The 26,335-nt window shown below is 62.1% G+C and carries 28 protein-coding genes; 7 read left to right on the forward strand and 21 right to left on the reverse strand.

The features are described from left to right. Positions 1 to 46 precede the first annotated feature (46 nt). Both AAFX04_13480 and AAFX04_13485 read left to right on the forward strand, forming a co-directional pair. Entirely contained in the window at positions 47 to 409 is a 363-nt protein-coding gene (locus AAFX04_13480) for an iron-sulfur cluster assembly accessory protein (protein MEO1046446.1), read from the forward strand. A gap of 13 nt (positions 410 to 422) precedes the next feature. Beyond that, the gene (locus tag AAFX04_13485) at positions 423 to 890 is read left to right on the forward strand and encodes a hypothetical protein (protein ID MEO1046447.1); all 468 of its coding nucleotides are present in this window, start codon (positions 423 to 425) and stop codon (positions 888 to 890) included. Positions 891 to 911: 21 nt separating this feature from the next. On the opposite strand, the gene AAFX04_13490 is transcribed toward AAFX04_13485, so the two are convergent. Then, entirely contained in the window at positions 912 to 1,364 is a 453-nt protein-coding gene (locus AAFX04_13490) for a hypothetical protein (protein ID MEO1046448.1), read from the reverse strand. Further along, entirely contained in the window at positions 1,342 to 2,100 is a 759-nt protein-coding gene (locus AAFX04_13495) for an EI24 domain-containing protein (GenBank protein ID MEO1046449.1), read from the reverse strand. Before AAFX04_13495 ends, AAFX04_13490 begins: the two co-directional genes overlap by 23 nt. Before the next feature lie 179 nt (positions 2,101 to 2,279). Here AAFX04_13495 and AAFX04_13500 point away from each other — a divergent pair, with 179 nt between their 5' ends. Continuing rightward, positions 2,280 to 3,281 carry an adenosine kinase gene (locus tag AAFX04_13500; protein MEO1046450.1) on the forward strand — a complete coding sequence of 334 codons (1,002 nt, stop codon included), beginning with the start codon at positions 2,280 to 2,282 and terminating at the stop codon, positions 3,279 to 3,281. A gap of 2 nt (positions 3,282 to 3,283) precedes the next feature. On the opposite strand, the gene AAFX04_13505 is transcribed toward AAFX04_13500, so the two are convergent. The 3 genes from AAFX04_13505 to tsaD are packed head-to-tail and all read right to left on the reverse strand — an operon-like array spanning position 3,284 to position 6,876. Continuing rightward, positions 3,284 to 4,825 carry a lipopolysaccharide biosynthesis protein gene (locus AAFX04_13505; GenBank protein MEO1046451.1) on the reverse strand — a complete coding sequence of 514 codons (1,542 nt, stop codon included), beginning with the start codon at positions 4,823 to 4,825 and terminating at the stop codon, positions 3,284 to 3,286. 24 nt (positions 4,826 to 4,849) lie between these two features. Beyond that, positions 4,850 to 5,833, reverse strand: a complete 984-nt coding sequence (locus tag AAFX04_13510) for an NAD(P)H-dependent glycerol-3-phosphate dehydrogenase (GenBank protein MEO1046452.1) — start codon at positions 5,831 to 5,833, stop codon at positions 4,850 to 4,852. After that, complete coding sequence (tsaD, locus tag AAFX04_13515; protein ID MEO1046453.1) at positions 5,830 to 6,876, reverse strand: tRNA (adenosine(37)-N6)-threonylcarbamoyltransferase complex transferase subunit TsaD; 1,047 nt, start codon at positions 6,874 to 6,876, stop codon at positions 5,830 to 5,832. The genes AAFX04_13510 and tsaD overlap by 4 nt, the downstream gene beginning before the upstream one ends. A gap of 44 nt (positions 6,877 to 6,920) precedes the next feature. Here tsaD and hemC point away from each other — a divergent pair, with 44 nt between their 5' ends. Genes hemC through AAFX04_13530 form a run of 3 tightly spaced genes read left to right on the forward strand, consistent with a single transcriptional unit; the run spans position 6,921 to position 9,581 of the window. Further along, positions 6,921 to 7,907: a hydroxymethylbilane synthase gene (hemC, locus tag AAFX04_13520; GenBank protein MEO1046454.1), complete on the forward strand. Its 987-nt coding sequence runs from the start codon at positions 6,921 to 6,923 to the stop codon at positions 7,905 to 7,907. Further along, positions 7,904 to 8,584 carry a uroporphyrinogen-III synthase gene (locus tag AAFX04_13525; protein ID MEO1046455.1) on the forward strand — a complete coding sequence of 227 codons (681 nt, stop codon included), beginning with the start codon at positions 7,904 to 7,906 and terminating at the stop codon, positions 8,582 to 8,584. The genes hemC and AAFX04_13525 overlap by 4 nt, the downstream gene beginning before the upstream one ends. A gap of 55 nt (positions 8,585 to 8,639) precedes the next feature. Next, positions 8,640 to 9,581, forward strand: a complete 942-nt coding sequence (locus tag AAFX04_13530) for a hypothetical protein (GenBank protein MEO1046456.1) — start codon at positions 8,640 to 8,642, stop codon at positions 9,579 to 9,581. Between the two features lie 5 nt (positions 9,582 to 9,586). Here AAFX04_13530 and eda read toward each other — a convergent pair whose 3' ends face one another. The 6 genes from eda to hemN all read right to left on the reverse strand — a co-directional run bounded on the left by eda (position 9,587) and on the right by hemN (position 16,545). Then, on the reverse strand, positions 9,587 to 10,228 hold the full coding sequence (gene eda, locus AAFX04_13535; GenBank protein ID MEO1046457.1) for a bifunctional 4-hydroxy-2-oxoglutarate aldolase/2-dehydro-3-deoxy-phosphogluconate aldolase: 642 nt from the start codon (positions 10,226 to 10,228) through the stop codon (positions 9,587 to 9,589). Continuing rightward, positions 10,225 to 11,208: a glucokinase gene (locus tag AAFX04_13540; protein ID MEO1046458.1), complete on the reverse strand. Its 984-nt coding sequence runs from the start codon at positions 11,206 to 11,208 to the stop codon at positions 10,225 to 10,227. The genes eda and AAFX04_13540 overlap by 4 nt, the downstream gene beginning before the upstream one ends. Positions 11,209 to 11,210: 2 nt before the next feature. Further along, complete coding sequence (gene edd / locus AAFX04_13545) at positions 11,211 to 13,049, reverse strand: phosphogluconate dehydratase (protein ID MEO1046459.1); 1,839 nt, start codon at positions 13,047 to 13,049, stop codon at positions 11,211 to 11,213. Further along, the gene (locus AAFX04_13550) at positions 13,046 to 13,684 is read right to left on the reverse strand and encodes a 6-phosphogluconolactonase (protein MEO1046460.1); all 639 of its coding nucleotides are present in this window, start codon (positions 13,682 to 13,684) and stop codon (positions 13,046 to 13,048) included. The genes edd and AAFX04_13550 overlap by 4 nt, the downstream gene beginning before the upstream one ends. After that, positions 13,677 to 15,131 (reverse strand): glucose-6-phosphate dehydrogenase, encoded by a 1,455-nt coding sequence (gene zwf / locus AAFX04_13555; protein ID MEO1046461.1) that lies wholly within the window; start codon positions 15,129 to 15,131, stop codon positions 13,677 to 13,679. Before zwf ends, AAFX04_13550 begins: the two co-directional genes overlap by 8 nt. Positions 15,132 to 15,222: 91 nt before the next feature. Further along, complete coding sequence (gene hemN / locus AAFX04_13560) at positions 15,223 to 16,545, reverse strand: oxygen-independent coproporphyrinogen III oxidase (protein MEO1046462.1); 1,323 nt, start codon at positions 16,543 to 16,545, stop codon at positions 15,223 to 15,225. A gap of 158 nt (positions 16,546 to 16,703) precedes the next feature. On the opposite strand from hemN, the gene AAFX04_13565 reads away from it, so the two are divergent. Continuing rightward, positions 16,704 to 17,354 carry an OmpW family protein gene (locus tag AAFX04_13565; protein MEO1046463.1) on the forward strand — a complete coding sequence of 217 codons (651 nt, stop codon included), beginning with the start codon at positions 16,704 to 16,706 and terminating at the stop codon, positions 17,352 to 17,354. A 139-nt stretch (positions 17,355 to 17,493) separates the two neighbouring features. On the opposite strand, the gene AAFX04_13570 is transcribed toward AAFX04_13565, so the two are convergent. The 10 genes from AAFX04_13570 to ccoN form a co-directional block, all read right to left on the reverse strand. After that, the gene (locus tag AAFX04_13570; protein MEO1046464.1) at positions 17,494 to 17,640 is read right to left on the reverse strand and encodes a hypothetical protein; all 147 of its coding nucleotides are present in this window, start codon (positions 17,638 to 17,640) and stop codon (positions 17,494 to 17,496) included. A 312-nt stretch (positions 17,641 to 17,952) separates the two neighbouring features. Continuing rightward, entirely contained in the window at positions 17,953 to 18,234 is a 282-nt protein-coding gene (locus AAFX04_13575; protein ID MEO1046465.1) for a hypothetical protein, read from the reverse strand. Next, positions 18,234 to 18,416: a cbb3-type cytochrome oxidase assembly protein CcoS gene (gene ccoS / locus AAFX04_13580; protein MEO1046466.1), complete on the reverse strand. Its 183-nt coding sequence runs from the start codon at positions 18,414 to 18,416 to the stop codon at positions 18,234 to 18,236. The genes AAFX04_13575 and ccoS overlap by 1 nt, the downstream gene beginning before the upstream one ends. Beyond that, on the reverse strand, positions 18,413 to 20,578 hold the full coding sequence (locus AAFX04_13585) for a heavy metal translocating P-type ATPase (protein MEO1046467.1): 2,166 nt from the start codon (positions 20,576 to 20,578) through the stop codon (positions 18,413 to 18,415). The genes ccoS and AAFX04_13585 overlap by 4 nt, the downstream gene beginning before the upstream one ends. Positions 20,579 to 20,598: 20 nt before the next feature. After that, on the reverse strand, positions 20,599 to 21,099 hold the full coding sequence (locus AAFX04_13590; GenBank protein ID MEO1046468.1) for a FixH family protein: 501 nt from the start codon (positions 21,097 to 21,099) through the stop codon (positions 20,599 to 20,601). Between the two features lie 2 nt (positions 21,100 to 21,101). Next, positions 21,102 to 22,565: a cytochrome c oxidase accessory protein CcoG gene (gene ccoG, locus AAFX04_13595; protein ID MEO1046469.1), complete on the reverse strand. Its 1,464-nt coding sequence runs from the start codon at positions 22,563 to 22,565 to the stop codon at positions 21,102 to 21,104. After that, positions 22,552 to 23,520, reverse strand: coding sequence for a cytochrome-c oxidase, cbb3-type subunit III (gene ccoP, locus AAFX04_13600; GenBank protein MEO1046470.1), 969 nt, complete (start codon positions 23,518 to 23,520; stop codon positions 22,552 to 22,554). The genes ccoG and ccoP overlap by 14 nt, the downstream gene beginning before the upstream one ends. Further along, positions 23,513 to 23,689: a cbb3-type cytochrome c oxidase subunit 3 gene (locus tag AAFX04_13605; protein ID MEO1046471.1), complete on the reverse strand. Its 177-nt coding sequence runs from the start codon at positions 23,687 to 23,689 to the stop codon at positions 23,513 to 23,515. Before AAFX04_13605 ends, ccoP begins: the two co-directional genes overlap by 8 nt. Next, positions 23,686 to 24,420 (reverse strand): cytochrome-c oxidase, cbb3-type subunit II, encoded by a 735-nt coding sequence (gene ccoO, locus AAFX04_13610; protein ID MEO1046472.1) that lies wholly within the window; start codon positions 24,418 to 24,420, stop codon positions 23,686 to 23,688. The genes AAFX04_13605 and ccoO overlap by 4 nt, the downstream gene beginning before the upstream one ends. A gap of 14 nt (positions 24,421 to 24,434) precedes the next feature. Then, a complete protein-coding gene (gene ccoN / locus AAFX04_13615) occupies positions 24,435 to 26,099 on the reverse strand; it encodes a cytochrome-c oxidase, cbb3-type subunit I (GenBank protein MEO1046473.1) in 1,665 nt (554 codons plus the stop codon). Between the last annotated feature and the right edge of the window lie 236 nt (positions 26,100 to 26,335).

The raw sequence follows: 26,335 nt of genomic DNA on the forward strand, positions 1-26,335 counted from the left end.
TCCCCTAGCCCCTCCCCTGAAGGAGAGGGGGATAAGGAAAACGATTATGACCGACACGACGACCAAAACCCGCAAGCCCCCCGCCGCCATCATCCTGACGCCGGCCGCCGAGCAGCGCATAGCCAAGCTGATGGCGCAGGCGCCTGAGGACGCGATTGGCGTCAAGCTTTCGACGCCGCGCCGCGGCTGTTCGGGGCTGGCCTATTCGGTCGACTATGTCACCGAGGAAGCCAAGTTTGACGAGAAGATCGAAACCCCCGGCGGCGTTTTTTATGTCGACAGCGCTTCGGTGATGTATCTGATCGGCTCGACCATGGACTGGCAGGAGGATGATTTCACCGCCGGGTTCGTGTTCAACAATCCCAATGCCACCGGTGCCTGTGGCTGCGGCGAGAGCTTTACTGTCTGACGCCGAGCGGGTGATGCCACGTACCGTCACCCTTTCCATCCATTTGGATGCGCCACTGGAAACAGTTCGGCAGCATATCGGTACTTCGAAGCTGCTCGATTATATCGCCAGCCCGCTGATCCGCTTCACCCCCAGGGCGGGCAAGCCTTTCCCCGAAAACTGGTCCGAGGGCGAGTACAGGGCATGGATGTGGCTGTTCGGTTTTGTGCCGGTCGGCTGGCAAGCGATCCGCATCAGCTTCCCCGAAGCCGAGGCGGGTGTCCATGCGATCCGCGATAATGGCTATGGGCCGCTGATCAGACGCTGGGACCACAGGATCGAAATCCGCGCCGATGGCAACGGTACGCATTATACCGACCGGGTGATCATCGAGGCCGGGCTGCTGACACCGCTAATCGCCGGGTTCGCAAAGGTCTTTTACAAACACCGCCAGAAACGCTGGCAAAAGCTGGTGCAGAACGGGTTCGATTACGCGTTATAATCCTGAAGGTGGAGGTTCGGGCTATTTGCGCAGCGCCGCGACACAGGCGGCGCGGTCCACCGCTGCGCCCTGCAGATTGCGGGCATCGGCATAGCTGCTCCTGCGCTCGCCGCCCTGTTCCGGTGGATAGAGATAGATATCGAGCACGCAATTCGCACCGGTAAATTGCAGCTTGCGCGCCGGACCCTCGACCACGTCAAGGCGCGGCGGGCCGAACAGCGCCACCAGTTCATCATCGCTGCGGTCGAGTATCGCCGAAAGCCCGCGCCTGTCTATCGGTGGCGGTGCCGCGACCGGCGGTGGTGCGACGCTACGCACGGGTGCAGCAGCAGGGGCCGCCGCGCATCCCGCCAGCGCCAGCGCCACACCAGTGACAAGCCCGATCTTTCCGCAATATCCCCTGCTCATGGTCAACCGCCGCTCCCGCTTGCGTGCAGGCGGTGGATTGCGGTCAGGGCGTTTGGGCCCGGACATGCTCCTTTACCGCCTTGCTTTGCGCCATATGCGCCGCCATCGCCGTACCGATAATCATGCCGAGGAAATTGACAAGCGGAATTGTCAGCATCAGTGCGGTGATGAGGCCGAGCAGAAAGCGTGTGCCGGCCGGGAAGAGCGGTATGTCTTCGCTGTGCAGGCCGAAAGCTTCGCCATGGCGTGCGCGCATCATGTCATCGAAATCGCGCCCGATCAGCACCGCATTGACGATGATCAGCATCACCGGCAGACCAATCGCGGTAAAGGCCAGGATGATATAGAGCGGCAGCAGCAACAGATTATAGCCCAGCGTGCGCAACAGGCTTTTGAGGCCCAGCCGCAGGCCATGGCCAAAGCTGATTTCATGCGCGCGCACCAAGGCATGCGGATAATGTTTGCGTTCCACCGCGCGGACCACATCATCACCGAATATCGGGATCAGCGCCGCAGCAATGGTACGGAACCACAGCCAGCTGGCCAGCAGTGCCATGGCAATGGCGAGAAACCCTGCTGCTGCTTCCTGATAGGCGAGCATATAGGCCCACTCCCCCAGCGGCGCCCGCATCCAGCCGACCAGCGCTTCGGTGAGCCAGTCAACCAGCCACCAGAAAACAAAGCCTAGGCCGATAAAGAATATCAGCGTCACCAGCGCCGATTTGGCGAGGATCTTCAATATGGCGCGATCACCAATCTGGCGCACCGAGGCAAAAAAGGCGTCGATAATCATATGCGCCATAGTGCAGCAAGACAGTGATACAGGTCAAGACCGGCAGTACTTTTCCACGTCACTTTTGGACCGGCGGCCGACAGGCTTCGGCAATTGTCGCTTGAACCGGCTGCACCGCTCCGATAGGGCGCGCGGAAACATTGTCTCGAGGGGCCACCCGGCTCCATTTCCGAAGGAATTGACCCGCCATGACCGATACCCGCTATGATGTCCTCGCCATCGGAAACGCCATTGTCGATGTCATGGCCTCGGCCGAGGATGACTTTCTCGCCCGGCACGCGATGACCAAGGGCAGCATGATGCTGATCGACGCCGATCAGGCGCGGAACATCTATGCCGATATGGGCAAGGCCCAGGAAATCAGCGGCGGATCAGCGGCGAACACACTGGCCGGTCTGGCCGAGCTTGGCGCACGCTGCGCCTTTATCGGCCAAGTCGCCAATGACCAGCTGGGCGAGATTTTCGCGCATGACATCCGCGCTGCCGGAGTCGATTTCACCACCGCCGCGCGCGAGGGAGAGCCGCCGACGGCGCGCTGCCTGATCCTGGTCACACCCGACGGCCAGCGCACCATGAACACCTTTCTCGGCGCTTCGCAATTTCTGCCCGCCAGTGCGCTTGATGAAGAGCTGATCGCCAGCGCCGGTATCCTCTATCTCGAAGGCTATCTCTGGGATCCGGAAGAACCGCGCAATGCCATGCTCCATGCCATCGACCTGGCCCGCGCCGCCGGTCGCAAAGTCGCCTTCACCATGTCCGATGCCTTTGTGATCGACCGTTACCGCGACGATTTCCAGCAGCTGCTCGATGAGGGCAGGATCGATATCCTTTTCGCCAATGAGGTGGAGATCAAGTCGCTGACACGGATCGACGATTTTGATGCCGCCGTCGCCAAGGTTGCGCCACAGGTGCCGACGCTGGCGGTTACCCGCGGCCCCGATGGCGCGGTGGCAATGCACCAGGGCGAATATGCCTCGGTCCGTGCCCAGCCGATCGAGAAAGTCGTCGACACCACCGGCGCAGGCGACCTGTTCGCTGCCGGTTTCCTGAAAGGCATTGTCGATGGCCGCCCGGTCAGCCAGTGCCTGACCATGGGTGCGATTGCCGCCGCCGAGATTATCAGCCATTTCGGTGCGCGCTCCGAAGCACGTCTGTCCGAGCTGGTCGCGGCACAGCTGCCGACACAATAAGGCTAGGCGGAATCTGCGGGCTGCGGCTTATCGGAATTTTTGCGGAACAGCACCCGGTCGGCCTCGCCAAAGCCCTTATACCAGATCACGCAGCCATAAATGCCGAGGATCGCCGGTACGCCAAAGGCGAGTTCAGCCCATTCGGGCAGAAACTGCGTCGCGGCCCAGCCGACCACCGCAGCAACCGCCGTGGCCCAGACCAGTGCCCAGCGCCAGCCATTGACCGGTGCGCCCAATATCCTTGACAGCAGCAGTGCTTTGGCCACCGAGGCGAAACCAAGCGCCAGCGCCAGCGCCAGCGCCAGCGCTGCAGCCTGGAATTTCTCGTCATAGCCAAGCTGGTGGCAAAGCAGGATCAGCCCGACACTCAGCCCTGCCTGCACCGCCAGCATCGCCAGCGACAGCAGCAGGTTACGGTGGCGCGCGACGTAGACCAGCACCGATTCGCTGACTACGGCGGTCGCCGCCACCACCTCGGCAATCAGCAACAGCGCCATCGCGCCGGTACCGCCCACAAATTCCGGCCCGACCAGACCCATAACCGCCTCGCCGGGTATCGCCAGCGCCAACGCCACCCCGGCCTGGGCCGCGATGATCCAGAAGCCGACCTGGCTGACCTGCGCTGCAATGTCCCTTAACCGGCCCGCTTCGAGATTGCGGGTAATGACCGGCCCCAATATCGGGTCGAAGCTGGTCTTGAGCTTTTGCGGCAGGCTGGCCACCTGCTGTGCGACATAATAGATCCCGACCACAGCGGGCGACACGAACAATCCCAATATCGCCAGATCCAGCCGGCGGCTGCCCCATTCGACCGCATCGGCAGCGGCAAGTGGGATGTTCTGCCGCGCCAGCAAGATCAGCTGTACCGGCCTGGGTCGCCAGCCAATGGGCAGGCCATAGCTGCGGATCAGCGGAATCACCGAGGCCAGCAGTGCGGCCAGCATCGATGCGACATAGGACAGGATCAGCCCGTCCCGGGTGGAATAATAGTAAAAGCCGAGCGCGGCGATGCTGATCGTCCAGGGTTCGATAATCGCACGCGCACGCACCGTCGACGCGATATCGAACCGATAGGCCAGCGCTGCCAGCGCGACATCGGAGCCGACAATGGCAAAGATGATCAACGGCAGGAACCGGTCGAGATCGTTGATCGGGCTATTGGGGAACATCGCCTGGGGAAAAGCGATCAGCACCAGCGCGGCGAGCGCCGAGGCCAATGTGCTGACCAGCAGACCATCGAAAACGACATGGACATGCGGCCGTTCGGTGCGGCTCAGCTGCTCGGCCAGGCCGCGGCGCAGGCCGAGCGTCGCCAGTTGCGCCGCCAGTTCGACAATCAGTATCGCATAGGCAAAGCGGCCGAGAATCTCCGGGCCATAGAGCCGACCGGCGATGAACAGAAACGGCAGTCGCGCCGCCAGTCGCAGCAAAAAGCCGAAGAAATTGGTGCGTCCACCCTTGGCCAGTTGCGAAATATCCGCATCGCCATCGCCGGGTGGATCACCCGATGGCTTGTCCGGAGCAGAGGAGGTGGTGTCGCTCATGGCCGATCCGTCATTCCGTCCGAGTCACTCGGCACCCAGCGGGCGCGACAGCAACGCTTCGACAACGCTCTGGGCATCGGCGACACCACTCAGCAAGGTGCACACCGCATCGACAATCGGCATATCGACATCACGCGCCTGCGCTACCTTTTGCAGCACGGGAGCGGTATGCGCACCCTCGGCCACCGTGGTGCGCCCGGTCATAAGCGCCTGTGCGCTTTCGCCCTCGCCCAGCGACCGGCCGAGAGCAAAATTGCGCGAGCGCTCGGAAGAGCAGGTCAGCACCAGATCACCCAGGCCCGACAGGCCGTTAAGCGTCTCTGCCTCGGCACCACAAGCGACGCCAAAACGCACCATCTCGGCAAAGCCGCGGCTGATCAGCGCCGCCCGTGCATTTTGCCCAAGGCCAAGCCCATCGACCACGCCACAGGCTATGGCCAGCACATTCTTCACTGCGCCGCCAATCTCTGCACCAATCATATCGCGCGAGCGATAGGGCCGGAAATGGCGCCTTGCAATCATCGGAGCGAGCTGCTCCCATAACGCATCATCGGTGCAGGACAGGGTCACGGCTGTCGGCTTTCCCGCCGCGACCTCATGCGCAAAGGTCGGGCCTGAAAGCACCGCTATCGGCGCGTCAGGGAATATCTCGTTCGCAATATCGGTCATGAAACGGCCGCTGCTGGCCTCGATCCCCTTGCAGCACAGCACCAGTGCGCCGGGCGTTTCAAGCTGTTGCAATACGCTGCGCATATGCTGTGCCGGGGTGACCACCAGCAGCGCCTCCAGACCGTTCATCATGGTCAGATCATCGGTCGTGGTGATCTGTGCGGAGAGCGGCTGGCCCGGCAGGAAGACCGGATTCTCATGCGCCGTATTGATAGCTTCAGCCACCTCCACCTCGCGCGCCCAGAGCCGCACGGCACGGCCATCCGAAGCCAGCAGTTGCGCCAGGGCAGTGCCCCATGCGCCCGCGCCAAGCACGCCTATTTGCGGCGCATCGCTCATGCCTTTATCCCCGCCCCGCGCGCTGCCGGTGCAGCGCTGTCCAACGGCCAGCGCGGCCGCGCCTGAAAGTCAAGCGGATCACCCTTGTCACCGGTCAGAAACCGCTCCATCCCGGCCCAGCCGATCATCGCTGCATTGTCGGTGCACAGCCAGGACGGCGGTGCGGAAAAGGCAAGGCCATGGTCTCCGGCCAGCATTTCCAGCGCCGAGCGCACACGCTGATTGGCGGCAACGCCCCCGGCGACCACCAGCCGGGTCACCGGGGCTTCGTCATCCATGGCGCGCAGCGCATGATTGAGCCGATCAACGACACAATCGATCGCCGCCTGCTGGAACGAAGCGGCAATATCGGCGCTGGCATGGCGTCCGCTCTCCACCGCGCGCAGCACTGCGCTTTTGAGACCGGCAAAGGAGAAATGCGGCTCGTCCGATCCCAGCAAAGGCCGGGGCAGCGGCACCGCTTCGGGGTCACCGTCCAGCGCCATTCTCTCCACCGCCGGACCACCGGGATAACCGAGCCCGAGCAGCTTGGCCGTCTTGTCGAACGCCTCGCCCAACGCGTCATCGATGGTGGTCGCCAGCCGGGCATAATCACCCGGCCCTTTGACCCGCAAAATCTGGCAATGCCCGCCCGAGACCAGCAACAGCAAATAGGGAAAGGCGAGGCTGGCATCATCGAGTCGCGGCGACAGCGCATGACCTTCGAGATGGTTTATCGCCAGGAACGGCTTGCCCGCAGCCATGGCGAGGGCCTTGCCCATGACCATGCCGATCATCACCCCGCCAATCAGTCCCGGCCCCGATGTTGCCGCGACCGCATCGCAATCCTCGAGTGCGATGCCAGCTTCATCCAGCACCCCGACGATCAGCGGCGGCAGGCTCTCGACATGCGCGCGCGCAGCAATTTCCGGTACCACGCCGCCATAGGGGCGGTGTGCCGCTTCCTGCGACGCAAGGCGGTGCGCCAATATGCTGCGGTCATCGCGGATCAGTGCAGCCGCGCTTTCGTCACAACTGGATTCAATGCCAAGGATCAAGGCCATGACGCTTTCCCTTAACGATGTTCCGCGCTAGGACCAATAATGAAATGACGAATGACACCACCGCTCCTGCCCGGGGCATCACCGCATTGCCTGAAAACCAACCGCTGCGGCTGGGTACGCGCAGTTCACCGCTGGCCATGGCGCAGGCGCATGAAGTTGCGGACAGGCTGTGCCGGGCGCATGGCCTGCCCGAAAGTGCCATCGCCATTTGCGCCGCGGAGGCCAGCGGCGACAAGATTACCGACCGGGCGCTGCGCGAGGTTGGCGGCAAAGCGCTTTGGACACGCGAGCTCGATCATCAGCTCGACAATGGCGATGTCGATTTCTCGGTGCATTCGATGAAGGATGTCGAGACCATCCGCCCCGACCAGTTCACCATTGCCGCGATCCTGCCGCGCGCCGACGCTCGCGACATGCTGATCGGCGCCGACTCGATCCGCGATATCCCGCATGGTGCGAAATTCGGCACCAGCTCGCCGCGCCGCGCGGCGCAGATGCGCAGCCTGCGCCCGGACATTGAGGTGGTGCTGTTCCGCGGCAATGTCGCGACACGGCTGGCCAAGCTCGAAGCGGGCATCGCCGATGTCACCTTGCTGGCCAAGGCCGGGCTCGACCGTCTCGGCGAAACCGGGCTTGGTGCACCGCTGGCGATCGATGAATGGACACCGGCAGCGGCGCAGGGCGCCATCGGCGTCGAAACCCGCAGCAACAATGCCGCATTGCGTGACTTTCTGAGCGCTATCGACGATGCACCGACGCATGATGCGGTGATGCTCGAGCGTCGCTTTCTCGCCGCGCTGGGTGGTTCCTGCCACAGTTCGGTGGCGGCGCATGTGGCAACGCAAAATGGCCAAAAGGCCATGCGCGCCCTTCTCTACTCCGAAGATGGCCGCGATCATGTTGCCGAGACACTGGCGCTCGACGGGGCCAACCATGAAACCGACGCGGAAGCCGTAGACCGGCTCGCCGCGTCGATGCTTGCCACCGCGCCCGAAACCATTACCCGGCTGTTCGACCCGCCGGGATCGTGAAACCGCTGCTGATCACCCGGCCCGAGCCCGGGCTGACAGCCAGTTGCAGCGCCGCGCGTGATGCCGGCCTCGACCCTGTCGCAGCGCCCTTGTTCACCGTCATACCGGTGCCATGGACTCTCCCCAAAGGTTGCGATTCGCTGCTGATCGGCAGCGCCAATATACTGCGCCATGGCGGCGAGCAGCTGGCGATGCTGACCGGCCTGCCTGCCTATTGCGTCGGCGCCAAGACCGCTGAAGCAGCGCGGGAAAGTGGCTTCACCCCGGCCTTTACCGGCGAGAACGGGCTGGAGGATTGTGTCGATGCGCTGGTGCGTGATGGCCATGCCCATGCACTGCGCCTGACCGGCAGCACGCATACCGCACTCGAACCACGGAACGGCCTCAGCATCAGCACCGCCATCTGCTATGAAACCCGCGTTCAGTACTTGCCCGAAAGCGCAATCGACGCGCTCGACAGTCCCTCGGTGATCATGGCCTATTCCGGCGCGGCGGTCGAAGCGGTCGAAGCGGAAATGCTGCGGCTTGGACTGACCGCTTCATCCCATATGCTGCTCGCCATCAGCCAACGCGCCGCCGATTCGGCTGCAGCCCCATGGCATGACGTGCAGATCGCACATCGCCCCGATGACGCGGCAATGCTGGCGCAGGCACGAATATTGTGCCAGAGGGACTGAACTGTATTAACCGGCCATCACGGTCTGTTCACAAGAGACTTGGTAAAGCACGCTCATGAACAAGGATTATGAACCCATTTCGTCGCGCTCGGGCAAGGGCATGGGTCTGCGGCCGCTGATCTTTCTTGCACTGCTTGCCTTTGTCGGCGGCGGCATCGCCACTGGATGGGCCCTGTCGCGCTTTGACCTGCTGGGCAGTGACAGTGCATCACCCGAGGCTGAAAGCGCCGAGACCCCCGTCGCATTGAGCGAGCCGGTGCGCCAGCTCGACCGGCGGATACAGGCCGATGGCACTGTCGCCAGCCCGCCTCCGGCCGAACCTGCAGCCAGTAGTAACGATGTTTCTCTGGTAAGTGGCGGATTGTCGCGCCGCGTTGCCGAACTGGAAGACCGACTGTCGCGTATCAATGTCCAGGCCCAGGCGGCATCGGGCAACGCCGCCCGCGCCGAGGGGCTGCTGATCGCCTTTGCCGCACGGCGTGCGCTCGATCGCGGTTCGCCGCTCGGCTATATTGAGGACCAGCTCAAGCTGCGCTTCGGCGCGGCCCAGCCCAATGCGGTGGCGACGATCATAGAAGCATCGCGCAATCCTGTGACGATGGACGAATTGCGCACCGGCCTTGCGGAAATTTCGCCATCGGCGGCCGGCGCCCGGACCGATGAGGACTGGTGGACCATGGTCACCCGGGAAACCCGCGAGCTGTTTGTCCTGCGCAAAGAAGGTTCCAGCTCCCCCGCACCGGCGCGGCTGCTCGAACGGGCATCGCGCGATCTTGAGGCCGAGCGGGTGGAACGGGCACTGACAGAGGTACAAAGGCTGCCCAATCAGGAGCCGGCACGCGAATGGATCGCGCTGGCCCAGCGCTATGTCACCGCGCGCCGTGCCCTCGATTTCATCGAAACCGCGGCGATTCTCGAGCCGCGCGAGCTGCGCACCGGCGAAGGCGAGCGGGTGGTCCAGCCCTCGCCGCTCTCTGCAGACCCCGACGCCGAGTGATCGGGCTATAGGCGCAGCGCTGCAGCGGCATTGGCGCGTGCCGCTAAGGCCGCCAGATCGACTTTCTGCCCCCGCATGATTTTCGGCGCGATCCAGCTGCCGCCGACACACAGCACCGGATCGAGCGCGAGCCAGTCTGCGGCATTGTCGGCGCTTATACCCCCCGTGGGGCAGAAGCGGCACTGATGAAACGGTCCCGCCAATGCCCTGAGCGCCGCCGCACCGCCCGAGGCCTCGGCAGGGAAGAATTTGAAATGGCTCAGCCCCAGATCCAGCCCGCGCATGATATCTCCCGCAGTGGCGATACCCGGCAGAAACGGTATATTGGCGGTCCTGGCGGCATGCCCCAGCGGGTCGGTAAGGCCGGGCGAAACGATAAATTGCGCCCCGGCATCGAGGCTGGTCTTGAGCTGCCGGGCATCAGTGACCGTACCGGCGCCCACAATCGCACCCGGAACCCGCGCCATTTCGCGCAATGCCATGAGTGCGTTGCTGGTGCGCAGCGTGACCTCGATCACCGGCAGTCCTGCACTGACCAGCGTTTCGGCCAAAGACACCGCCTGCGTGGCATCGTCAATCACCAGCACCGGAATGACCGGCGCGGCGCGCATGATCGCGGCGATAGCAGGTTCGTCTGGCGGGCTCATGCGCTCTCTTCCCTGTAACGCGCCATAAACGCCGCGGCTGCACCGGAAAGTCCGGGTTGCGGATGCACCAGCAGCCTGACCGGCAGGCCCTGCATATGCTGGCGATAGCGACCCTTGGCGATAAAGCGATCGGCAAAGCCCGATTGCGGCAGGTGGCCGGCAAGCCGTGCGCCAAGCCCGCCGGCAATCACCACCGCAGATGCACCCTGGGCAATGGCGATATCGCCCGTCACCGCACCCAGCGACCGGCACAGGCGCTCCAGCGCCCGCGATGCCAAGGGATCCTCACCACCAAGTGCCGATTGCCACAGGCTGCGGTCATCGAGACCGGGGGTTTCTGCACCTGCCTGCTCCGCCAGTGTTTCATAAATGGGTTTGAGGCCGGGGCCAGACACTACCCGCTCGATCGAAACCCGGTTGTCATACGTGTCACGTAATCGCGCCAACAGCCTGTCCTCAAATGCATCGAGCGGCGCGAAATCGAGATGCCCGCCCTCGGTGGGGATGACATGATAAGCACCATTTTCCAGACGCAATACGCTGGCAATACCGAGACCGGTGCCGGGGCCGATAATGCTGGTGACGCCGTTATCGGGCCATGTACCAGGTCCGCACAAAGGCGCAAAATCCTGCGGCGCGCCCTGCGCCACCGCATGGCCTACCGCATCGAAATCATTGCATATCAGGCAGCGGTCGAGATCGAGTGTATCGGCAATGGTGGCGCGGTCGATCTGCCAGGGATTATTGGTGAATTCCAGCACCTGACCAGCCACCGACCCCGCCATGGCTATGGCGCCGTTGCGTGGTGGTATCCTGTCGAGTGAAACAACATAATCGCGCCAACTCTCCGCCAGCGTAGCATGATCGGCAACAAGGCGGACCGCGATATGATCGAGCCGCACCGGCTGACCGGGCGTAACAGTCGCCAAGGCGAAGCGCGCATGGGTGCCGCCAATATCGGCAGTAATGATCTCGGTCATGCTCACAATCCCGCTGCCCCCAGCATTGCCGAAGCCCCCTGATCAGCGGGGTCGCAATGCTGGCGCATCATTGCGAACAGCTCGCGTCCGACTCCCGGCATTTCGGTAGGCGGGGCTGCGGTTTCGCGCGCCTGCCAGTCCGCTGCATCGACCAGCGCTTCGAGTGTGCCGCTATGGGCGCAGACGCGCACCAGATCGCCGTCACGCAGCCTGGCCAGCGGCCCGCCTTTCGCGGCCTCGGGCGTGACATGAATCGCCGCCGGAATCTTGCCCGAAGCACCCGACATGCGACCATCGGTAACAAAGGCGATATGATAGCCGCGATCCTGCAACACGCCGAGCGGTGCATTCAGCTTGTGCAGTTCGGGCATGCCATTGGCGACAGGCCCCTGGAACCGCACCACTACCACCGTGTCGCGATCCAGCTCACCCGCCTCGAACGCCGCAACGACCTGTTGCTGGTCGGCGAAAATCCGAGCCGGTGCCTCGATGGTCCAGCGCGCCTCGGCAACGGCACTGGTTTTGATTGTCGCCCGCCCGAGATTGCCGCTGAGCATTTTCAGCCCGCCATCGCTGCGGAACGGGCTGGCAACCGGGCGCAGCATCGCTTCGTCCCCGCTCGCTCCGGGTGCATCGTCCCAGTATAGCGCGCCGTCATCATCCTCGACCGGCTGGCGCGCGCCATCGGCCAGGCTGTCACCATAAACGGTGCGGATATCGCCATGCGCCAGCCCGGCCTGAAGCAGTTCACGGATCACGAACGGCATGCCCCCGGCGGCGGCGAAATGATTCACATCGCCCGCGCCATTGGGGTAGATGCTGGTGATCAGCGGCACCACTTGGGATAGCCGGTCCATATCCTCCCAACTCAGGATGATACCGGCGGCGCGGGCGATGGCCGGCAGATGGATGACATGATTGGTCGAACCGCCGGTGGCCAACAGCCCGATGACCGCATTGACGATCGCCTTTTCATCGACGCATTCGCCCAAAGGCCGGTAATCATGGCCCGGCTGTTCTTCATTGCCCCAGCCGATTTCGGTTACCCGGTGCACTGCGGCACGGGTCAGTTTCTGGCGCAGCGTGCGGCCAGGATTGACGAAGCTGGCGCCGGGCATGTGCAGCCCCATCATCTCCATCATCATCTGGTTCGAATTGGCAGTGCCGTAAAAGGTGCAGGTGCCCGCGCCATGATAGCTGGCACTCTCGGCTTCGAGCAGTTCCTCGCGGCCGACCTTGCCCTCGGCAAAGAGCTGGCGCACCCGCACCTTCTCCTTGTTGGCCAGACCGGATGGCATCGGCCCACCGGGCACCAGGATCACCGGCAAATGGCCGAAGCGCAGCGCCCCGATCAAAAGCCCGGGAACAATCTTGTCGCAAATGCCAAGCAGCAATGCCGCCTCGAACATACCATGCGACAGCGCCACCGCCGTGCCCATGGCAATGACATCGCGGCTGAACAATGACAGCTCCATCCCCGACTGGCCCTGGGTCACCCCGTCGCACATCGCCGGAACCCCGCCGGCCACCTGCGCCGTGACGCCTTTCTCACGCGCGAAAATCTTGATCTGCTCGGGGTAGCGGCCATAGGGCTGATGCGCCGAAAGCATGTCATTATAGGCGGTTACGATGCCGATATTCATTGCTGTACCGGCGCGGATTTTTGCCTTGTCATCGCCGCTCGCGGCAAAGCCATGCGCCAGATTGCCGCACGACATTTTCGGCCGGTGCACCCCGGCATCGCGGGCCTTGCCGATCATCTCCAGATAGGCTGCGCGGCTGTCACGCGAACGCGCAACAATCGCATCGGTAACATCGGCAACGACCGGATTCAGATTCATGCAGCGCTCCAGTAAATGGTTATGGGCGGACCGGGGCTGTGCAGCAGCCGGGCAATGGGCAGGTCATTCTCGCCCGTCAGCGCGGCATCGAGCACCACACGTTTTTCCGCACCCTTGCCGACCAGAATGATTGCATCGCTGTTATTGATCGCCGCCATGTTGAGGCTGATCCGGTCATAGGGTGCCTCGGGCGGCAGCGGGTCAGGGGTCAGGGTGATAATCGTCGGATCACCCCCGGCTTTTGGATCCGCGCTTGGGAAGAGCGAGGCAATATGACCGTCGTCGCCCATGCCGATCCACATCAGGTCGAAACGCGGCGGCGGATGGGCAAGGGCTTGCAACGGCGTGACCACCGCATCGGTAGCAGCCAGCGCATGGGCGAGGCGGCCATGGTTGCTTGCGCGATGATCGCAAGCGACCAGCCGGTCATCACCCAGCGTCAGCAGCACATTATCCCATGTGATCGGACGCGATGCCAGTTCGGCAAATATCGGCAACGGGGTGCTGCCACCGGGCACAGCAATGGCGCATTTGCCGGTTTTGCCCAGCGCCGCCTGCACCGCATCGGCCACCATGTCAGTTGTGGCGTTGTCGATGATCGTGATGGCACGGTCACTGGCAACAACCCTATTCATACCAGCTTACCCCATCGCGTTCGGTAAGCGCGATACCGGCGCTGGGCCCCCAGCCACCGGCCGCATAGATTTTCGGGCTGTCCCCGTCATCCCAAAGCGCGCGTATCGCATCGATCCAGCGCCATTGCGCCTCGACCTCATCGCGCCGGACAAACAATGTCGGGTCGCCCTCGATCAGATCGAGCAACAGCCGCTCATAGGCGATGCGCCGCTGGGCACTGGCAAAGGCCTGGGTGAGCGACAGGTCGAGCGGCACTTCGCGCAGCAGCACGGCGTCACGGTCGAGCCGCGGCTCCTTGGCCATCACCAGCAGCCGGACATATTCCTCCGGCTGTAACCGGATCACCAGACGGTTGGCGGTCAGCCGCCCGCCGCGCCCGGCAAAGATGTTGTGCGGCACGCATTTGAACTGGATCACAATCTCGCTGCGCCGTTCCCCCAGTCGCTTGCCGGTGCGCAGGAAGAAGGGCACACCCTGCCAGCGCCAATTGTCGACATGCGCCTTGATGGCAACAAAGGTCTCGGTATCCGATTCAGCGTCGAGATCCTCGACATAGCCGGCCACGGTCTCGCCATTGATGGCCCCGGTACCATATTGGCCGCGCACCACTTCAGCGCGATCCACCGGGCGCAACGCACGCAGCACCTTCAGCTTTTCGTCGCGGATCGAGGTGGCATCGAATTCCGCTGGCGGCTCCATCGCGGTCAGTGCCAGCAACTGTAGCATATGGTTCTGCACCATATCGCGCAGTGCACCTGTCTCGTCATAAAAGCCGTGCCGCCCCTCTAGCCCGACCGTTTCCGACACGGTGATCTGGACATGGTCGATATGGCTGGCATTCCACAACGGTTCAAACATCATATTGGCAAAGCGCAGCGCCATCAGATTCTGCACTGTCTCCTTGCCGAGATAATGGTCGATGCGGAAGGTCCGCTCCTCGGGGAAAGCCTGCATCACGGCGTCATTGATGGCGCGGCTGCTGGCAAGGTCGTTGCCCAGCGGCTTTTCCAGCCCGATGCGCACATTGCCACCCGCTAGACCGGCCGATTGCAGCCCCTTGATCGTCGGCTCGAACAGGAATGGCGCTGTCGACAGGAAGATCGACAGGCCCTGCGCGGTATCGCCGACCTTGGCGGCAAGATCATCAAAGCCCTCAATCGTCGAGGCGTCGAGCGGCTGATAGCGAAGCCGTTTGAGAAAAGCGTCTATCTCGTCCTCATCCCGACGAAAATCGGGCAGATGGGCATGCAGCGCCTCACCGGCCATGGCGCGATAGTCGTCATCGCTGAGCTGGCTACGCGCAGTACCGATGATGCACAGATTGTCGGCGATCAGCCGGTCGGCATGCAGCGCAAACAGCGACGGCAGCAATTTGCGCCGGGCGAGGTCACCGGTTGCACCGAAGAGCAGCAGTTTTGCCGAGCTGGTGCCTGGCTCGTCTGTCATATGCACTCCTTATCCCGATCGGGATAAAGCATACGCATTGATGCGCTATTTGCCACGCAGTAATTTACCGCAATCCGGCGTGGCCGCCGCGTCAGACGGCGCTGCTGAACACCTTGGGTGCGCAATCGCGATGGCTGTCAAACTGGGCCGCAATGGTGCGGGCATAGGGCAGCGCCCCGGGTGCCAGCGCGATATGATCGCCATGGTACGTGACCAGCCCGCGCGCAACGAACGGCGCGAGCTGGTCACGATGGTCTCCGCCATCGGACAGCGCGGAGAGATCGGCGCTGCCATGGCAGAGTATATCGGCGATCACCGCGGCACGACGCTGATCGTTCAGCGTGCGCTTTATGCCACGCGAACTGGCAAGCCCCCCAGCTGCCAGTCGCCTGCGATAATCGCCGATATTCTTTTCGTTCTGCACAATAAGACCGGGAAATTCGCTGATCGCGGACGCCCCGAAACCCAGCAGAACATTGCTCTGGTCGTCGGTAAAACCCTGGAAATTGCGCCGTAACAGACCGCTCTTCGCCACCTTGGCGAGGTGGTCATGGGGCAGCGCAAAATGATCGAACCCGACTGGCTGGTAGCCGGCCCGGACCAGCCGGTCATAGCCAAATTGCGCCATGTCAAAGCGTTCCGCGGCGCCGGGCAGCGCGCTGTCATCGATACAGCGCTGGCGCGGGATCAGCGACGGCACATGGGCATAGCCGAACAGCGCAACACGCTCGGGCTGAAGCGCAATTGCGCGCGACAGCGTGTCGTCGAGATCGGCATTGCTCTGGCCCGGCAGGCCATACATCAGGTCGAGATTGAGCGAGGTGATGCCAGCCCGGCGCAGCGCCGCGACCGTTTCGATTATATCCTCGGTCGGCTGGATGCGGCCAATGGCCTGTTGCAGCTTTGGATCGAATGTCTGCACGCCAAGGCTGGCATGGCTGATCCGGGCGCTCTGGATGACACGCACCCAGTCATCACTGAAACTGCGCGGATCAAGCTCGATCGAGATGACCGGATCGCGCACCAGAAAAGCCAGCATCAGCATGTCGAGCAGCCGGGCGAAACGCAACGCGCCGAGCGCATTGGGGCTGCCGCCGCCAAAGGCGATGCGTTTGACCCGGCCCCTGCCGCCAAGCCTGTGGGTCACCAAGTCAATCTCGTCGCACAGCGCCCGCAAATAGCTGTCGAGCCGGGCGATATGGCTGGATTTTGCGGTGTTACAGCCGCAATACCAGCAGATTTTCTCGCAAAACGGAATGTGGACATAAAGCGAGACCGGCTGATCCGGCGCCAGCTTGTCGAGCCACGCCTCATAATCCGTCACCCCGACATTGTCGGCAAAATCCGCCGCCGTCGGATAGCTGGTATAACGCGGTACCGGCTGTTCCAGCAATTCAGGATAATATGTCCACATATCTTCATATCTGAACCTCACCGCCTCCCAAGTCTTTGCGCCAGATCAAAGTTTTGCTTGTTCCAGATCAATGAGACTGCGTTCCGATCATCCTAGTTTCCCCAGCGTTGAAACAGGAAGAAACGACAGGGAAGTTTATCGTGAAGACATATAAAACCATGCTCGCAGCAACCGCAGCAATTGGCGCGGTTTTTTCGGCAACACCGGCCATGGCAGAACAGGGCGACTGGCTGCTCAGGGCGCGTGCCATCAACGTCATCCCGAATGAAAGCAGCGGCGACATCCTGCCCGCTTTCCCGGGTGAAGAGGTCAGCGTCGACAACAGCATCATGCCCGAAGTCGACATCACCTATATGGCCACCGACAATATCGGCTTTGAGCTGATTGCCGCCGTGACCGAGCACACTGCATCGGGCATTAGCGGCACCACCGGAACGCTCGGCCCGCTGGCCGAAACCTGGGTGTTGCCGCCAACGCTAACGGCGCAATATCACTTTGCCCCCGAAGGAAAAGTGCGGCCCTATGTCGGCGCCGGCATCAACTACACCATCTTCTTCTCCGAAGATGCCAGCAGCGCGCTTGAAGGCGCCGTCGGCCCGACCAGCGTCAGCCTGGATGACAGCTTCGGCTATGCGCTTCAGGCAGGCGTCGATATCGAGGTCAGCGAACGCGTGTTCCTCAATCTCGATATTAAATATATCGATATCGATACCACCGCGCGGTTCACCACCACGGCTGCCGGAACGCAGACGGTCGATATTTCGCTCGACCCGCTGGTCGTTGGCGTCGGCATCGGCATAAAGCTGTAATCCCGGCGCTGCCGCGAAGGTCGCAATTAAGCGGCACGCCATCTGCATTATGGCGATATGCCGGAAAGGGCGGGGGGAAATCTCCGCCCTTTCCAATTGTGATCATGGAAAGCGTGCCATTGGCTCTGGCAAAAGACCGTTACCAGGCAAACCCCTCACCTATGGTGACTGAAGTGCGCCGATAGCCAAATTCGCCTTCGCCGGACCAAGCCTTGCCATCAGGAAAGCGAATTTCGACGCCTGCCAGCGCATCCGGGTCGAACAGTCGCATATTGACACCGATCATGTCCCGCGGCCCCTGCCCGCCATCAGGTGACCCCGTCAGGACAAAATGCGTCGTCGTGAAACAATGGGGGCAGGAATGGACCTCGGCTACGGGGTTTTCCTTGTCGTTGCGCATCATGGATATGGTCGCACCCTGCCTGTGCACTTGCGACCCTGGGAAATACCCCCAGGCAGCACCGGATTTGCGGCATAAACTGCAATTGCACTCATGGATGAAGTCGGGTCTGGTTTCGATAGTGATGCTGACAGCGCCGCAAATGCAGTTTCCGGTCATTTTGATTTCCACTGGTCGAAAGAGAGCCGGCGCATCGGTCTATAGTTTCGGCTTTTGCGCCGGTTTCCCCTGATCCTTGCGCGAACAGGCTGCATGACAGGCCATTTTGCAATGGTCCATCGGCGCATCACCATCGCCATCCGCGCCATCGCCCAGCGGCACAGCGATGGTCTGCTCAACGCCATCGGACGAACACAGGCTGATCAGCATCACGCCGTCTTCAGGCGACAGCAGCTGGACCAATATGGGAGACAGCGCCATCGCCGAAAGCGATGACAGCGCCGGTGCGATGGCCAGTACATGGCTGCGGAACCAGTGCATCAGCCTTGCTCCTCCTGCTGCCGGTCATTTACAGGCTCAGGTCCCTCGTCATCGATCAACACCCGCTGCGCCGCGCCGTCGAGATCCTCAAACTGGCCATTGCGCATCGCCCAGAAGAAGAACCCCAAGCCACACAGCCCCATGAACAGGGCAATGGGGATCAGGATCGCAAGCCCGCTCATGCCCTTTCTCCGGCAAGCTTGCCGCGCATCGCAATTGGGCATGGCAGCCCGCGGTAGAGCCGCAGCGCATTGCCGACAACGATCAGCGACGACAACGACATGGCAATCGCGGCAATTAGCGGCGTGACCAGCCCGGCAATTGCCAGCGGAACGGCAAGCACATTATAGCCGATGGCCAGCACGAAATTCTGCCGCACGATGCGCATGGTGCGCCGCGCCATATGCACCGCCAGCGCAGGGCCCATCAGCGAATCTCCCGTGAACACCGCATCGGCCGCCTGCTGCCCGACATCACTCGCCGATCCGGGTGCCATGGAAACATGCGCCGCCGCCAGCGCCGGACCGTCATTCAGGCCGTCGCCAACCATCAGCACCTTGCGCCCGGCACCGCTGAGCCGGTCAATGGTCGCGAGCTTTTCCTGTGGCGTTGCCGAGGCCTGTGCCATCAGGCCGAGACGCCGTGCCACCGGTGCCACCGCATCGAGATTGTCGCCGGACAGGATCGAGGCCTGCATGTCCTCGGCCGCGAACGCCGCCAGCACATCATCGACATCGGGGCGCAGCGGGTCGGTAAAGCGGACAAGGCTGGTGTCGTCGCCAATGGTCAGCGTGACCGCCAGCCCTTCGGTCTGATCACCGCCCTTGCCGAGACGGACATCCTCATCCTTCCAGCGCGCCCGCATGCCTTCACCGGCGACCTCTTCGGGACTGCTGATATCGGCAGGGACAATCTTTTCGGCAAGCAGCACTTCGCGCAGCCCCTTGCTCAGCGGATGGCGGCTGAGCTGCGCCAGCGCCAGCGCGATGCTTTTCTGCTGATCCGACAAATGGCCAAGATCGCCGGGACGCGGCCGACCCAGTGTCAATGTGCCGGTCTTGTCGAAAATCACATGGTCGGCAGTGGCCAGCCGCTCGAGCGCGCTGCCATCCTTGACCAGCACCCCGCGCTTCATCAAAGCCCCCGCCGCGACCACCTGCGCCGCCGGCACCGCGAGGCCGAGCGCACAGGGGCAGGTGATGATCAGCACCGCCACCGCGATCAGCAGCGACTGGTGCCAGCCCGCCCCGGCCAGCATCCAGCCGGCAAAAGACAGCAGTGCCAGGCTATGGACCGCCGGGGCATAATAGCGGGCCGCCTTGTCGGCGACGCGAACATGGAAAGAGCGATGCTGCCCGGCCTCGTCCATAAGCCGCGCAATATCGGCGATGCCGGTATCCTTGCCGCTGGCGGTGACACGAACGCGCACCGGCGCGGTCAGGTTCACCGTTCCGGCATAAACCGCCTCGCCGACCCCTTTATATTGCGGGTCACTCTCGCCGGTGAGCATCGCCATGTCGAAACCGCTCAGGCCGCTTTCAACCACGCCATCGGCGGCAAGCCGTTCGCCGGCAGCAAGCTGCATCACCATATCGGAGCGGATGTCACCGGCCCTGGTCCATTCAGTCGTGCCGTCGGGCTGCACCACCATGGCACCGGGCGCGCTCTTGCCGAGCAGGGCAGCAATGCCGCTGCGCGCCTTGTCGCGCATCATGCCATCAAGCGCACGCCCCGCAAGCAGGAAGAAGATCAGCATCACCACACCGTCAAAATAGGCATGCGGTCCATCGGTCGCGGTCTCGTATAGGCTGAGCCCGGTGGCCAGCAATATACCAATGCTGATCGGTACATCCATATTGGTGCGGCGATGGCTGAGCGCCATCATCGCCGAGGCGAAAAAGGGGCGTCCGGCATAGGCGATGACCGGGATGGCGATCAGCGCCGAGAGCCAGTGAAACAGCGCTCTTGTCTCGCCATCGGCACCCGACCAGATGCTGACCGAGAGCAGCATGATGTTCATCATGCCGAAACCGGCGACCGCCAGTGCCCGCAACAGCGCCTTGCTCGACCCCTTTTCCTCAGCCAGCGGATTGTCGGCGAGGATCTGCGCCTCGAAGCCGATATCCTCGATAGCATGCAGCAGATCGGCTTCGCTGAGTGCCGGATCATGCGTCACTGCCACCCGTTTCGACGAGAAATTCACCCGCGCGGTCACCACCCCGGGCACCGCATGCAGCCCGCGCTCGATCTTGGAGATACAGCCGGCGCAGCGAATGGCGGGCACGGCGAAACGGCTATCCTCGCAGGAAGTGGCCTCAATTGTGGCATTGTCGCCACCGGACACCGCTATCGGATAGCTGGCGTTCACAGGATCTCGCTCCGCATGCGATAGGTCTGACCGGCGCGATCAATGCTGATCTGCAGCTTCCAGCGTCCCTGGGGAACCGGATCGACGCTGCGATAGACGCCGGGCGCGGTCTCGGAAAAGGTGAAGGTGAAGGAGTCGCTGCGACCGACCGGATGCATCGCCTCGGCGGTGATGCTGGCACCGGTCATCGCGCCGCCGCCCTCAGTCATGGCAATGCGCATCACGACATGGCCGTCCTGGCGCAGCGGTTCGGCGATGGTCCAGCCATAGCGTTGCTGGGCCCGGGCCGCCTCGAGCCAGTCATTATATTTCTGGCTGGCGACATAGCTGTTATCGACCACCGTACCGCCAAAGCTGGAAATGGCGTAGCGCGCCATCACCAGATTGACCGCGATAATTACACCGAAAAAAGCCACCAGCATCGCGGTGACATGATAGCCGTTGATCTTGCCCTTTCCGGGTTTGCGGTCATCGCCTGCTTCATTGCCCATGATCATGCTCACCGTTCCGGCCTTTTGAAAGTGAATGTGTCGCTGTCGGTAGCGCCGCTGTCACCTGCTTCGGCATCGGCACCGGTAGCGGTGATAGTGAACGCCTCGTCCGCGCCGCCCTCGCGCGGTGCGACAACGAACAGGTTAAGCTTGCCAACGCTGTCGGCGGGCACCGTCGCGGTAATGCTGGTCTGGCCGTCACGGCGCGGCACGCTTTCGCTCCAGATGCTGGCACCGGGCAGGCCGCTTACCGACACCACGACATCGCGCGGGCGGTTTTCCATGTTGCGCAGCTTAACGGTGAAACTGTTGCGTACATCGCCATTGGCGAGCTGGACATAGGCCGGGCTGCGATCCTGCTGCACCGACAGGTCGAGCCGGCTGCGATTGCCGACGGCAAACAGCATCGCCACACCGATACTGGCCCAGACGGTGAAATAGGCCATGGTGCGCGGGCGCAGCAGCATCTTCCAGCTGGCCCGGGCCTTCTCGCCCTTCTGCTCGCGCTCGGCATCTTCCTCAGTGATATAGTCGATCAGGCCGCGTGGACGACCGGTCTGTTCCATCACTGTGTCACAGGCATCGATGCACAAAGCGCAGGTGATACAGCCGATTTGCGGGCCTTCGCGAATATCGATGCCGGTGGGGCATACCGCAACGCACTGGTTGCAATCGATACAGTCGCCAAATTCGCCAGGATTTTTCAGCGCTTTCTTGACGCTGCCACGCTTCTCACCGCGCCAGTCCTTATAGGTGACCATCAGTGATTTTTCGTCCATCATCGCGGTCTGGATGCGCGGCCAGGGGCACATATAGATGCACACCTGCTCGCGCATAAAGCCGCCAAAGATGAAGGTGATCGCCGTCAATATGCCAACCGTGGCATAAGCGATATAATGTGCCTCGCCCTGCCAGAAGTCGACGGTAAGCGTCGGCGCATCGGCGAAATACATGATCCACGCACCGCCGGTCCAGAAGCTGATGAACAGCCAGATGCCCCATTTGGTCAACCGCTTGCGGATCTTGGTGCCATTCCACGGCGAGTCCTTGAGCCGGAACTGGGCATTGCGGTCGCCATCGACCCAGCGCTCGACATGCTGGAACAGATCGGTCCATACAGTCTGCGGGCAGGCATAGCCGCACCAGGCGCGACCGACGGCGGAGGTAACCAGAAACAGGCCGATGCCTGCCATCACCAGCATTCCCGCAACATAATAAAATTCATGCGGCCAGATTTCGAGGCCGAACATGTAGAAACGGCGATTGGCAAGGTCGACCAGCACCGCCTGGTCCGGGGCATAAGGGCCACGATCCCAGCGAATCCACGGGGTGATGTAATAGATCGCCAGCGTTGCCGCCATGATCTGCCATTTCAGCCGGCGGAAAAAGCCGTTTACCGCCTTGGGAAAGACATCCTTGCGTGCTGCATAGAGCTGAAGGGGGGGCTCAAGGGTGTCGTCAGGAACTGGCATCACCCGCCTTTCCGTCATCCGGTGGCACGGCTGACGCGGTTTCTGCAGCGTCAGGAGCCTGATCCTCAGCAGCAGCCGGCGCTACCTCGCCGCCGCCCAGTGAGTGGACATAAACGGCGAGCATGCGGATCGTTGCCGGGTCGAGACGCTGGCCCCAGCGCGGCATCACACCATTGCGGCTGTAATAGATGGTTTCGGTCAGCGCTTCGCGATCAGTACCGTAAAGGCTGATGGCATCGGTCAGATTGGGCGCACCGAGTTCACGATTGCCCTTGCCATCGCCGCCATGGCAAACGGCGCAGTTATTGGCAAAAAGCGTCGCACCACGCTGCGATGCGGCGCTGGCCTGTTCCTCGCCGGACAGCAGCCGGACATAGGAGGCGACATCACCAATTTCGGCATCATTGAGCAGACCATCGGCACCAAAGGCCGGCATTTGCGAGAACCGGGTTTCCGGATGGTCGGGGTTCCGGATGCCATGAATCAGCGTATATTCGATCGCTTCCAGATCTCCGCCCCACAGCCAGTCATCATCGTTCAGATTGGGATAGCCGCCCAGACCGGCGGCATCGGCGCCATGGCATTGCACGCAATGCACCTTATAGGCCGACTGGCCACCCTGGATCGCGGTGTTCCTCAATTCGGCATTGGCGACCAGACTGTTGATATCCGCCGCCACCAGCGCCTCGTGGATCGGTGCCAGCTCGGCCTCGCGTGCCGCCAGTTGCTGCTCGACATCGCCACGGCTCGACCAGCCAAGTACCCCGGCAGTGGCGCTGTTGACCAAAGGCCATGCCGGATAGAGGATGACATAGACAATCGACCAGAAGACGGTGGCATAGAAGGTCCACAGCCACCAGCGCGGCAGCGGCGTGTTCAGCTCCTCGATACCGTCCCATTCATGACCAACGGTCTGGGTACCCGTCGCTTCATCGGTGCGAATATTCTCAGCCATTTTTGTCTTCCCCGCCTTTCTCGTCCTCGGCGAAAATCATGTTTGCCGCATCGCGGCTGTGCTTGGCGCCGCCGGGGCGGAACAGCCATAATGCGAAGCTGATCCACAATATCGCCATGAACAACAGGCCCCAGCTGTCGGCAAATTGCCGCATCGCTTCATAGTTCATCGTGGTTCCTCCAGTGCTTCGGCGGACTCAAAGTCGACCAGCGTGCCCAGCATCTGCAGATAGGCAATCAGCGCATCCATCTCGGTCAGCTGGCCGGGGTTGCCGTCAAAATCGCGTATCTGCGCCTTGGGGTAGCGTGCCTCCAGTTCGGATGTATCGGCATTGGGATCGGCCTGCGCCGCCAGGTCTTCATTGGCCGCTGCAATCGCCGCCTCGTCATAGGGCACACCGACCAGGGACAGTGCCTTGAGGTCACCGCGCATATCTCCGGCTTTCAGCGGACGGTCGGCAAGAAAGGCATAGGGCGGCATGATCGACGTCGGCACCACCGAGCGCGGATTGATCAGATGTGCCCGGTGCCACTCATCCGAATAGCGGTTGCCGACACGCGCCAGATCGGGCCCGGTGCGCTTCGAGCCCCACTGGAATGGGTGGTCATACATCGACTCCGCCGCAAGGCTGTAATGGCCATAGCGCTCGACCTCGTCGCGAAACGGGCGCACCATCTGCGAATGGCAGGTATAGCAACCCTCGCGGATATAGATGTTGCGCCCGGCCAGTTCGAGCGGGGTATAGGGCCGTACACCCTCAACCTCCTCGATGGTGTTGTCGATCCAGAACAAGGGCGCAATCTCGACGATGCCGCCGATAATCACCGCCAGAAAGGCGAAGACCGAAAGAAGGGTGACGTTGCGTTCGAGCTTTTTGTGGTTTTTTGCCAGATTGTCCATTGGTCTTTTCCCTCTTACTCGGCCGGCATGGCCTGGGGCACGACCGGACGGTCGGCCTCGGCATCATAGGGGGTTTCGGTCATCGCCTTTTCCTCGCGCTGATGACCGAGGATGGTGCGCCAGACATTGTAGACCAGCACCCCGGCACCGGCGAGATAGAGCAGCCCACCCGCAGCACGGATCAGATACATCGGCAGCATCGCGTCGATGACCTCGCTGAACGAATAGACCAGATAGCCATCAGCGCCATATTCACGCCACAACAGGCCCTGCATGATGCCGGCAACCCACATCGCCGCGGCGTAGAGCACGATACCCATGGTCGCGAGCCAGAAGTGCCAGTTGACCATGCGCAGCGAATAGAGACGCTGACGCCCCCAGAGGCGCGGCACCAGATAGTAGATAGCCGCAAAGGTGATCATGCCGTTCCAGCCCAGAGCGCCACTATGGACATGGCCGATGGTCCAGTCGGTATAGTGCGACAGCGAGTTCACCGCCTTGATCGACAGCATCGGGCCTTCAAAGGTGCTCATGCCGTAAAAGGCCAGCGCCAGGACCATCATGCGGATGATCGGGTCGGTGCGGATCTTGTCCCAGGCGCCGTTGAGCGTCATCAGGCCGTTGATCATACCGCCCCAGCTCGGCATCCACAGCATGATCGAGAACACCATGCCCAGAGTCTGCGCCCAGTCGGGCAGCGCAGTATAATGGAGGTGGTGCGGACCGGCCCAGATATAGAGGAAGATCAGCGACCAGAAGTGGATGATCGACAGGCGATAGCTATACACCGGTCGCTCGGCCTGTTTCGGCACGAAATAATACATCATCGCCAGAAAACCGGCGGTGAGGAAGAAGCCGACCGCATTGTGGCCATACCACCATTGCGTCAGCGCATCCTGCACCCCGGCAAAGGCACTATAGCTTTTCGAGCCGAGGAACGACACCGGAATGGTCAGCGCATTGACCACATGCAGCATCGCCACGGTGAGGATGAAGCTCAGGAAAAACCAGTTGGCGACATAGATATGCGGTTCGGAGCGTTTGGCGATGGTGCCGATAAACACCACGCCATAGCTGATCCACACGATCGCCAGCCACAGGTCGACATACCATTCGGGTTCGGCATATTCTTTCGACTGGGTGATGCCGAGAAGATAGCCGGTAGCCGCCAGCACGATAAACAGCTGATAGCCCCAGAACACAAAGCGTGCGAGGCCCGGGAAAGCGAGCCGCGCACGGCAGGTGCGCTGGACGATATAGAAGCTGGTGGCGAGCAGGGCATTGCCGCCAAAGGCAAAGATCACTGCCGAAGTATGCAGCGGCCTGAGCCGCCCGAAAGTGGTATATTCCAGATTGAGATTAAGCACCGGAAAGGCCAGCTGCAGAGCGATATAAAGGCCAACAAGAAAGCCCGCCATGCCCCAGAAGATGGTCGCAATCACGCCCCAGCGCACGACATCATCATCATATCGGCCGGGATCTGCCGGAACCCGCAAAATGCCTTTTGCCATCGACGCATAATCGGCGCCGCTCATTGTGTGCCACATCATGAACAGGCACACCAGGGCGACAATGCCCATATGTACCGCAAAGCCCCCGTCCGCCGCAAACACGACCGCCGCCAGCGCCAGCAGCGATAATAGCAGCCATCCGCCAGCCTTCATTACCAGAGTTTCCATAATGCCCTTCCCATTTGGTCAATCTGCCGGGCGGCGGCATAGCCCCCCACATGCTGGCGTGATTGCACCGGAAGAGTGCCGGCGTTCATTGATCTGGGTCAAAGAAACAGCAGCGAAACAAGAAAGTTCGGGGCCACTACATGCCCCGACTATCGCGGCGACACATCACCATAGGTTACAGCTATGGCACCGGCCCGTTGGCGATTTTCTATCGGCATCACGGGCTCATCAGCTGG

This window comes from Pseudomonadota bacterium (assembly GCA_039818985.1).
Classification (GTDB): domain Bacteria; phylum Pseudomonadota; class Alphaproteobacteria; order Sphingomonadales; family Sphingomonadaceae; genus Alterisphingorhabdus.

What these genes read in the sequence shown, in the direction of transcription:
- ccoG (MEO1046469.1), bottom strand. Translation starts at nt 22,565, where the DNA reads ATGCCAGTTCCTGACGACACCCTTGAGCCCCCCCTTCAGCTCTATGCA.
- AAFX04_13590 (MEO1046468.1), bottom strand. Translation starts at nt 21,099, where the DNA reads ATGATCATGGGCAATGAAGCAGGCGATGACCGCAAACCCGGAAAGGGC.
- eda (MEO1046457.1), bottom strand. Translation starts at nt 10,228, where the DNA reads ATGAGCCCGCCAGACGAACCTGCTATCGCCGCGATCATGCGCGCCGCG.
- AAFX04_13500 (MEO1046450.1), top strand. Translation starts at nt 2,280, where the DNA reads ATGACCGATACCCGCTATGATGTCCTCGCCATCGGAAACGCCATTGTC.
- edd (MEO1046459.1), bottom strand. Translation starts at nt 13,049, where the DNA reads ATGAATCTGAATCCGGTCGTTGCCGATGTTACCGATGCGATTGTTGCG.
- AAFX04_13550 (MEO1046460.1), bottom strand. Translation starts at nt 13,684, where the DNA reads ATGAATAGGGTTGTTGCCAGTGACCGTGCCATCACGATCATCGACAAC.
- AAFX04_13565 (MEO1046463.1), top strand. Translation starts at nt 16,704, where the DNA reads ATGCTCGCAGCAACCGCAGCAATTGGCGCGGTTTTTTCGGCAACACCG.
- AAFX04_13485 (MEO1046447.1), top strand. Translation starts at nt 423, where the DNA reads ATGCCACGTACCGTCACCCTTTCCATCCATTTGGATGCGCCACTGGAA.
- zwf (MEO1046461.1), bottom strand. Translation starts at nt 15,131, where the DNA reads ATGACAGACGAGCCAGGCACCAGCTCGGCAAAACTGCTGCTCTTCGGT.
- AAFX04_13510 (MEO1046452.1), bottom strand. Translation starts at nt 5,833, where the DNA reads ATGAGCGATGCGCCGCAAATAGGCGTGCTTGGCGCGGGCGCATGGGGC.
- AAFX04_13480 (MEO1046446.1), top strand. Translation starts at nt 47, where the DNA reads ATGACCGACACGACGACCAAAACCCGCAAGCCCCCCGCCGCCATCATC.
- AAFX04_13495 (MEO1046449.1), bottom strand. Translation starts at nt 2,100, where the DNA reads ATGGCGCATATGATTATCGACGCCTTTTTTGCCTCGGTGCGCCAGATT.
- AAFX04_13530 (MEO1046456.1), top strand. Translation starts at nt 8,640, where the DNA reads ATGAACAAGGATTATGAACCCATTTCGTCGCGCTCGGGCAAGGGCATG.
- hemN (MEO1046462.1), bottom strand. Translation starts at nt 16,545, where the DNA reads ATGTGGACATATTATCCTGAATTGCTGGAACAGCCGGTACCGCGTTAT.
- ccoO (MEO1046472.1), bottom strand. Translation starts at nt 24,420, where the DNA reads ATGGACAATCTGGCAAAAAACCACAAAAAGCTCGAACGCAACGTCACC.
- hemC (MEO1046454.1), top strand. Translation starts at nt 6,921, where the DNA reads ATGACGAATGACACCACCGCTCCTGCCCGGGGCATCACCGCATTGCCT.
- ccoP (MEO1046470.1), bottom strand. Translation starts at nt 23,520, where the DNA reads ATGGCTGAGAATATTCGCACCGATGAAGCGACGGGTACCCAGACCGTT.
- tsaD (MEO1046453.1), bottom strand. Translation starts at nt 6,876, where the DNA reads ATGGCCTTGATCCTTGGCATTGAATCCAGTTGTGACGAAAGCGCGGCT.
- ccoN (MEO1046473.1), bottom strand. Translation starts at nt 26,099, where the DNA reads ATGGAAACTCTGGTAATGAAGGCTGGCGGATGGCTGCTATTATCGCTG.
- AAFX04_13505 (MEO1046451.1), bottom strand. Translation starts at nt 4,825, where the DNA reads ATGAGCGACACCACCTCCTCTGCTCCGGACAAGCCATCGGGTGATCCA.
- ccoS (MEO1046466.1), bottom strand. Translation starts at nt 18,416, where the DNA reads ATGAGCGGGCTTGCGATCCTGATCCCCATTGCCCTGTTCATGGGGCTG.
- AAFX04_13490 (MEO1046448.1), bottom strand. Translation starts at nt 1,364, where the DNA reads ATGTCCGGGCCCAAACGCCCTGACCGCAATCCACCGCCTGCACGCAAG.
- AAFX04_13570 (MEO1046464.1), bottom strand. Translation starts at nt 17,640, where the DNA reads ATGATCGGTGTCAATATGCGACTGTTCGACCCGGATGCGCTGGCAGGC.
- AAFX04_13605 (MEO1046471.1), bottom strand. Translation starts at nt 23,689, where the DNA reads ATGAACTATGAAGCGATGCGGCAATTTGCCGACAGCTGGGGCCTGTTG.
- AAFX04_13575 (MEO1046465.1), bottom strand. Translation starts at nt 18,234, where the DNA reads ATGCACTGGTTCCGCAGCCATGTACTGGCCATCGCACCGGCGCTGTCA.
- AAFX04_13540 (MEO1046458.1), bottom strand. Translation starts at nt 11,208, where the DNA reads ATGACCGAGATCATTACTGCCGATATTGGCGGCACCCATGCGCGCTTC.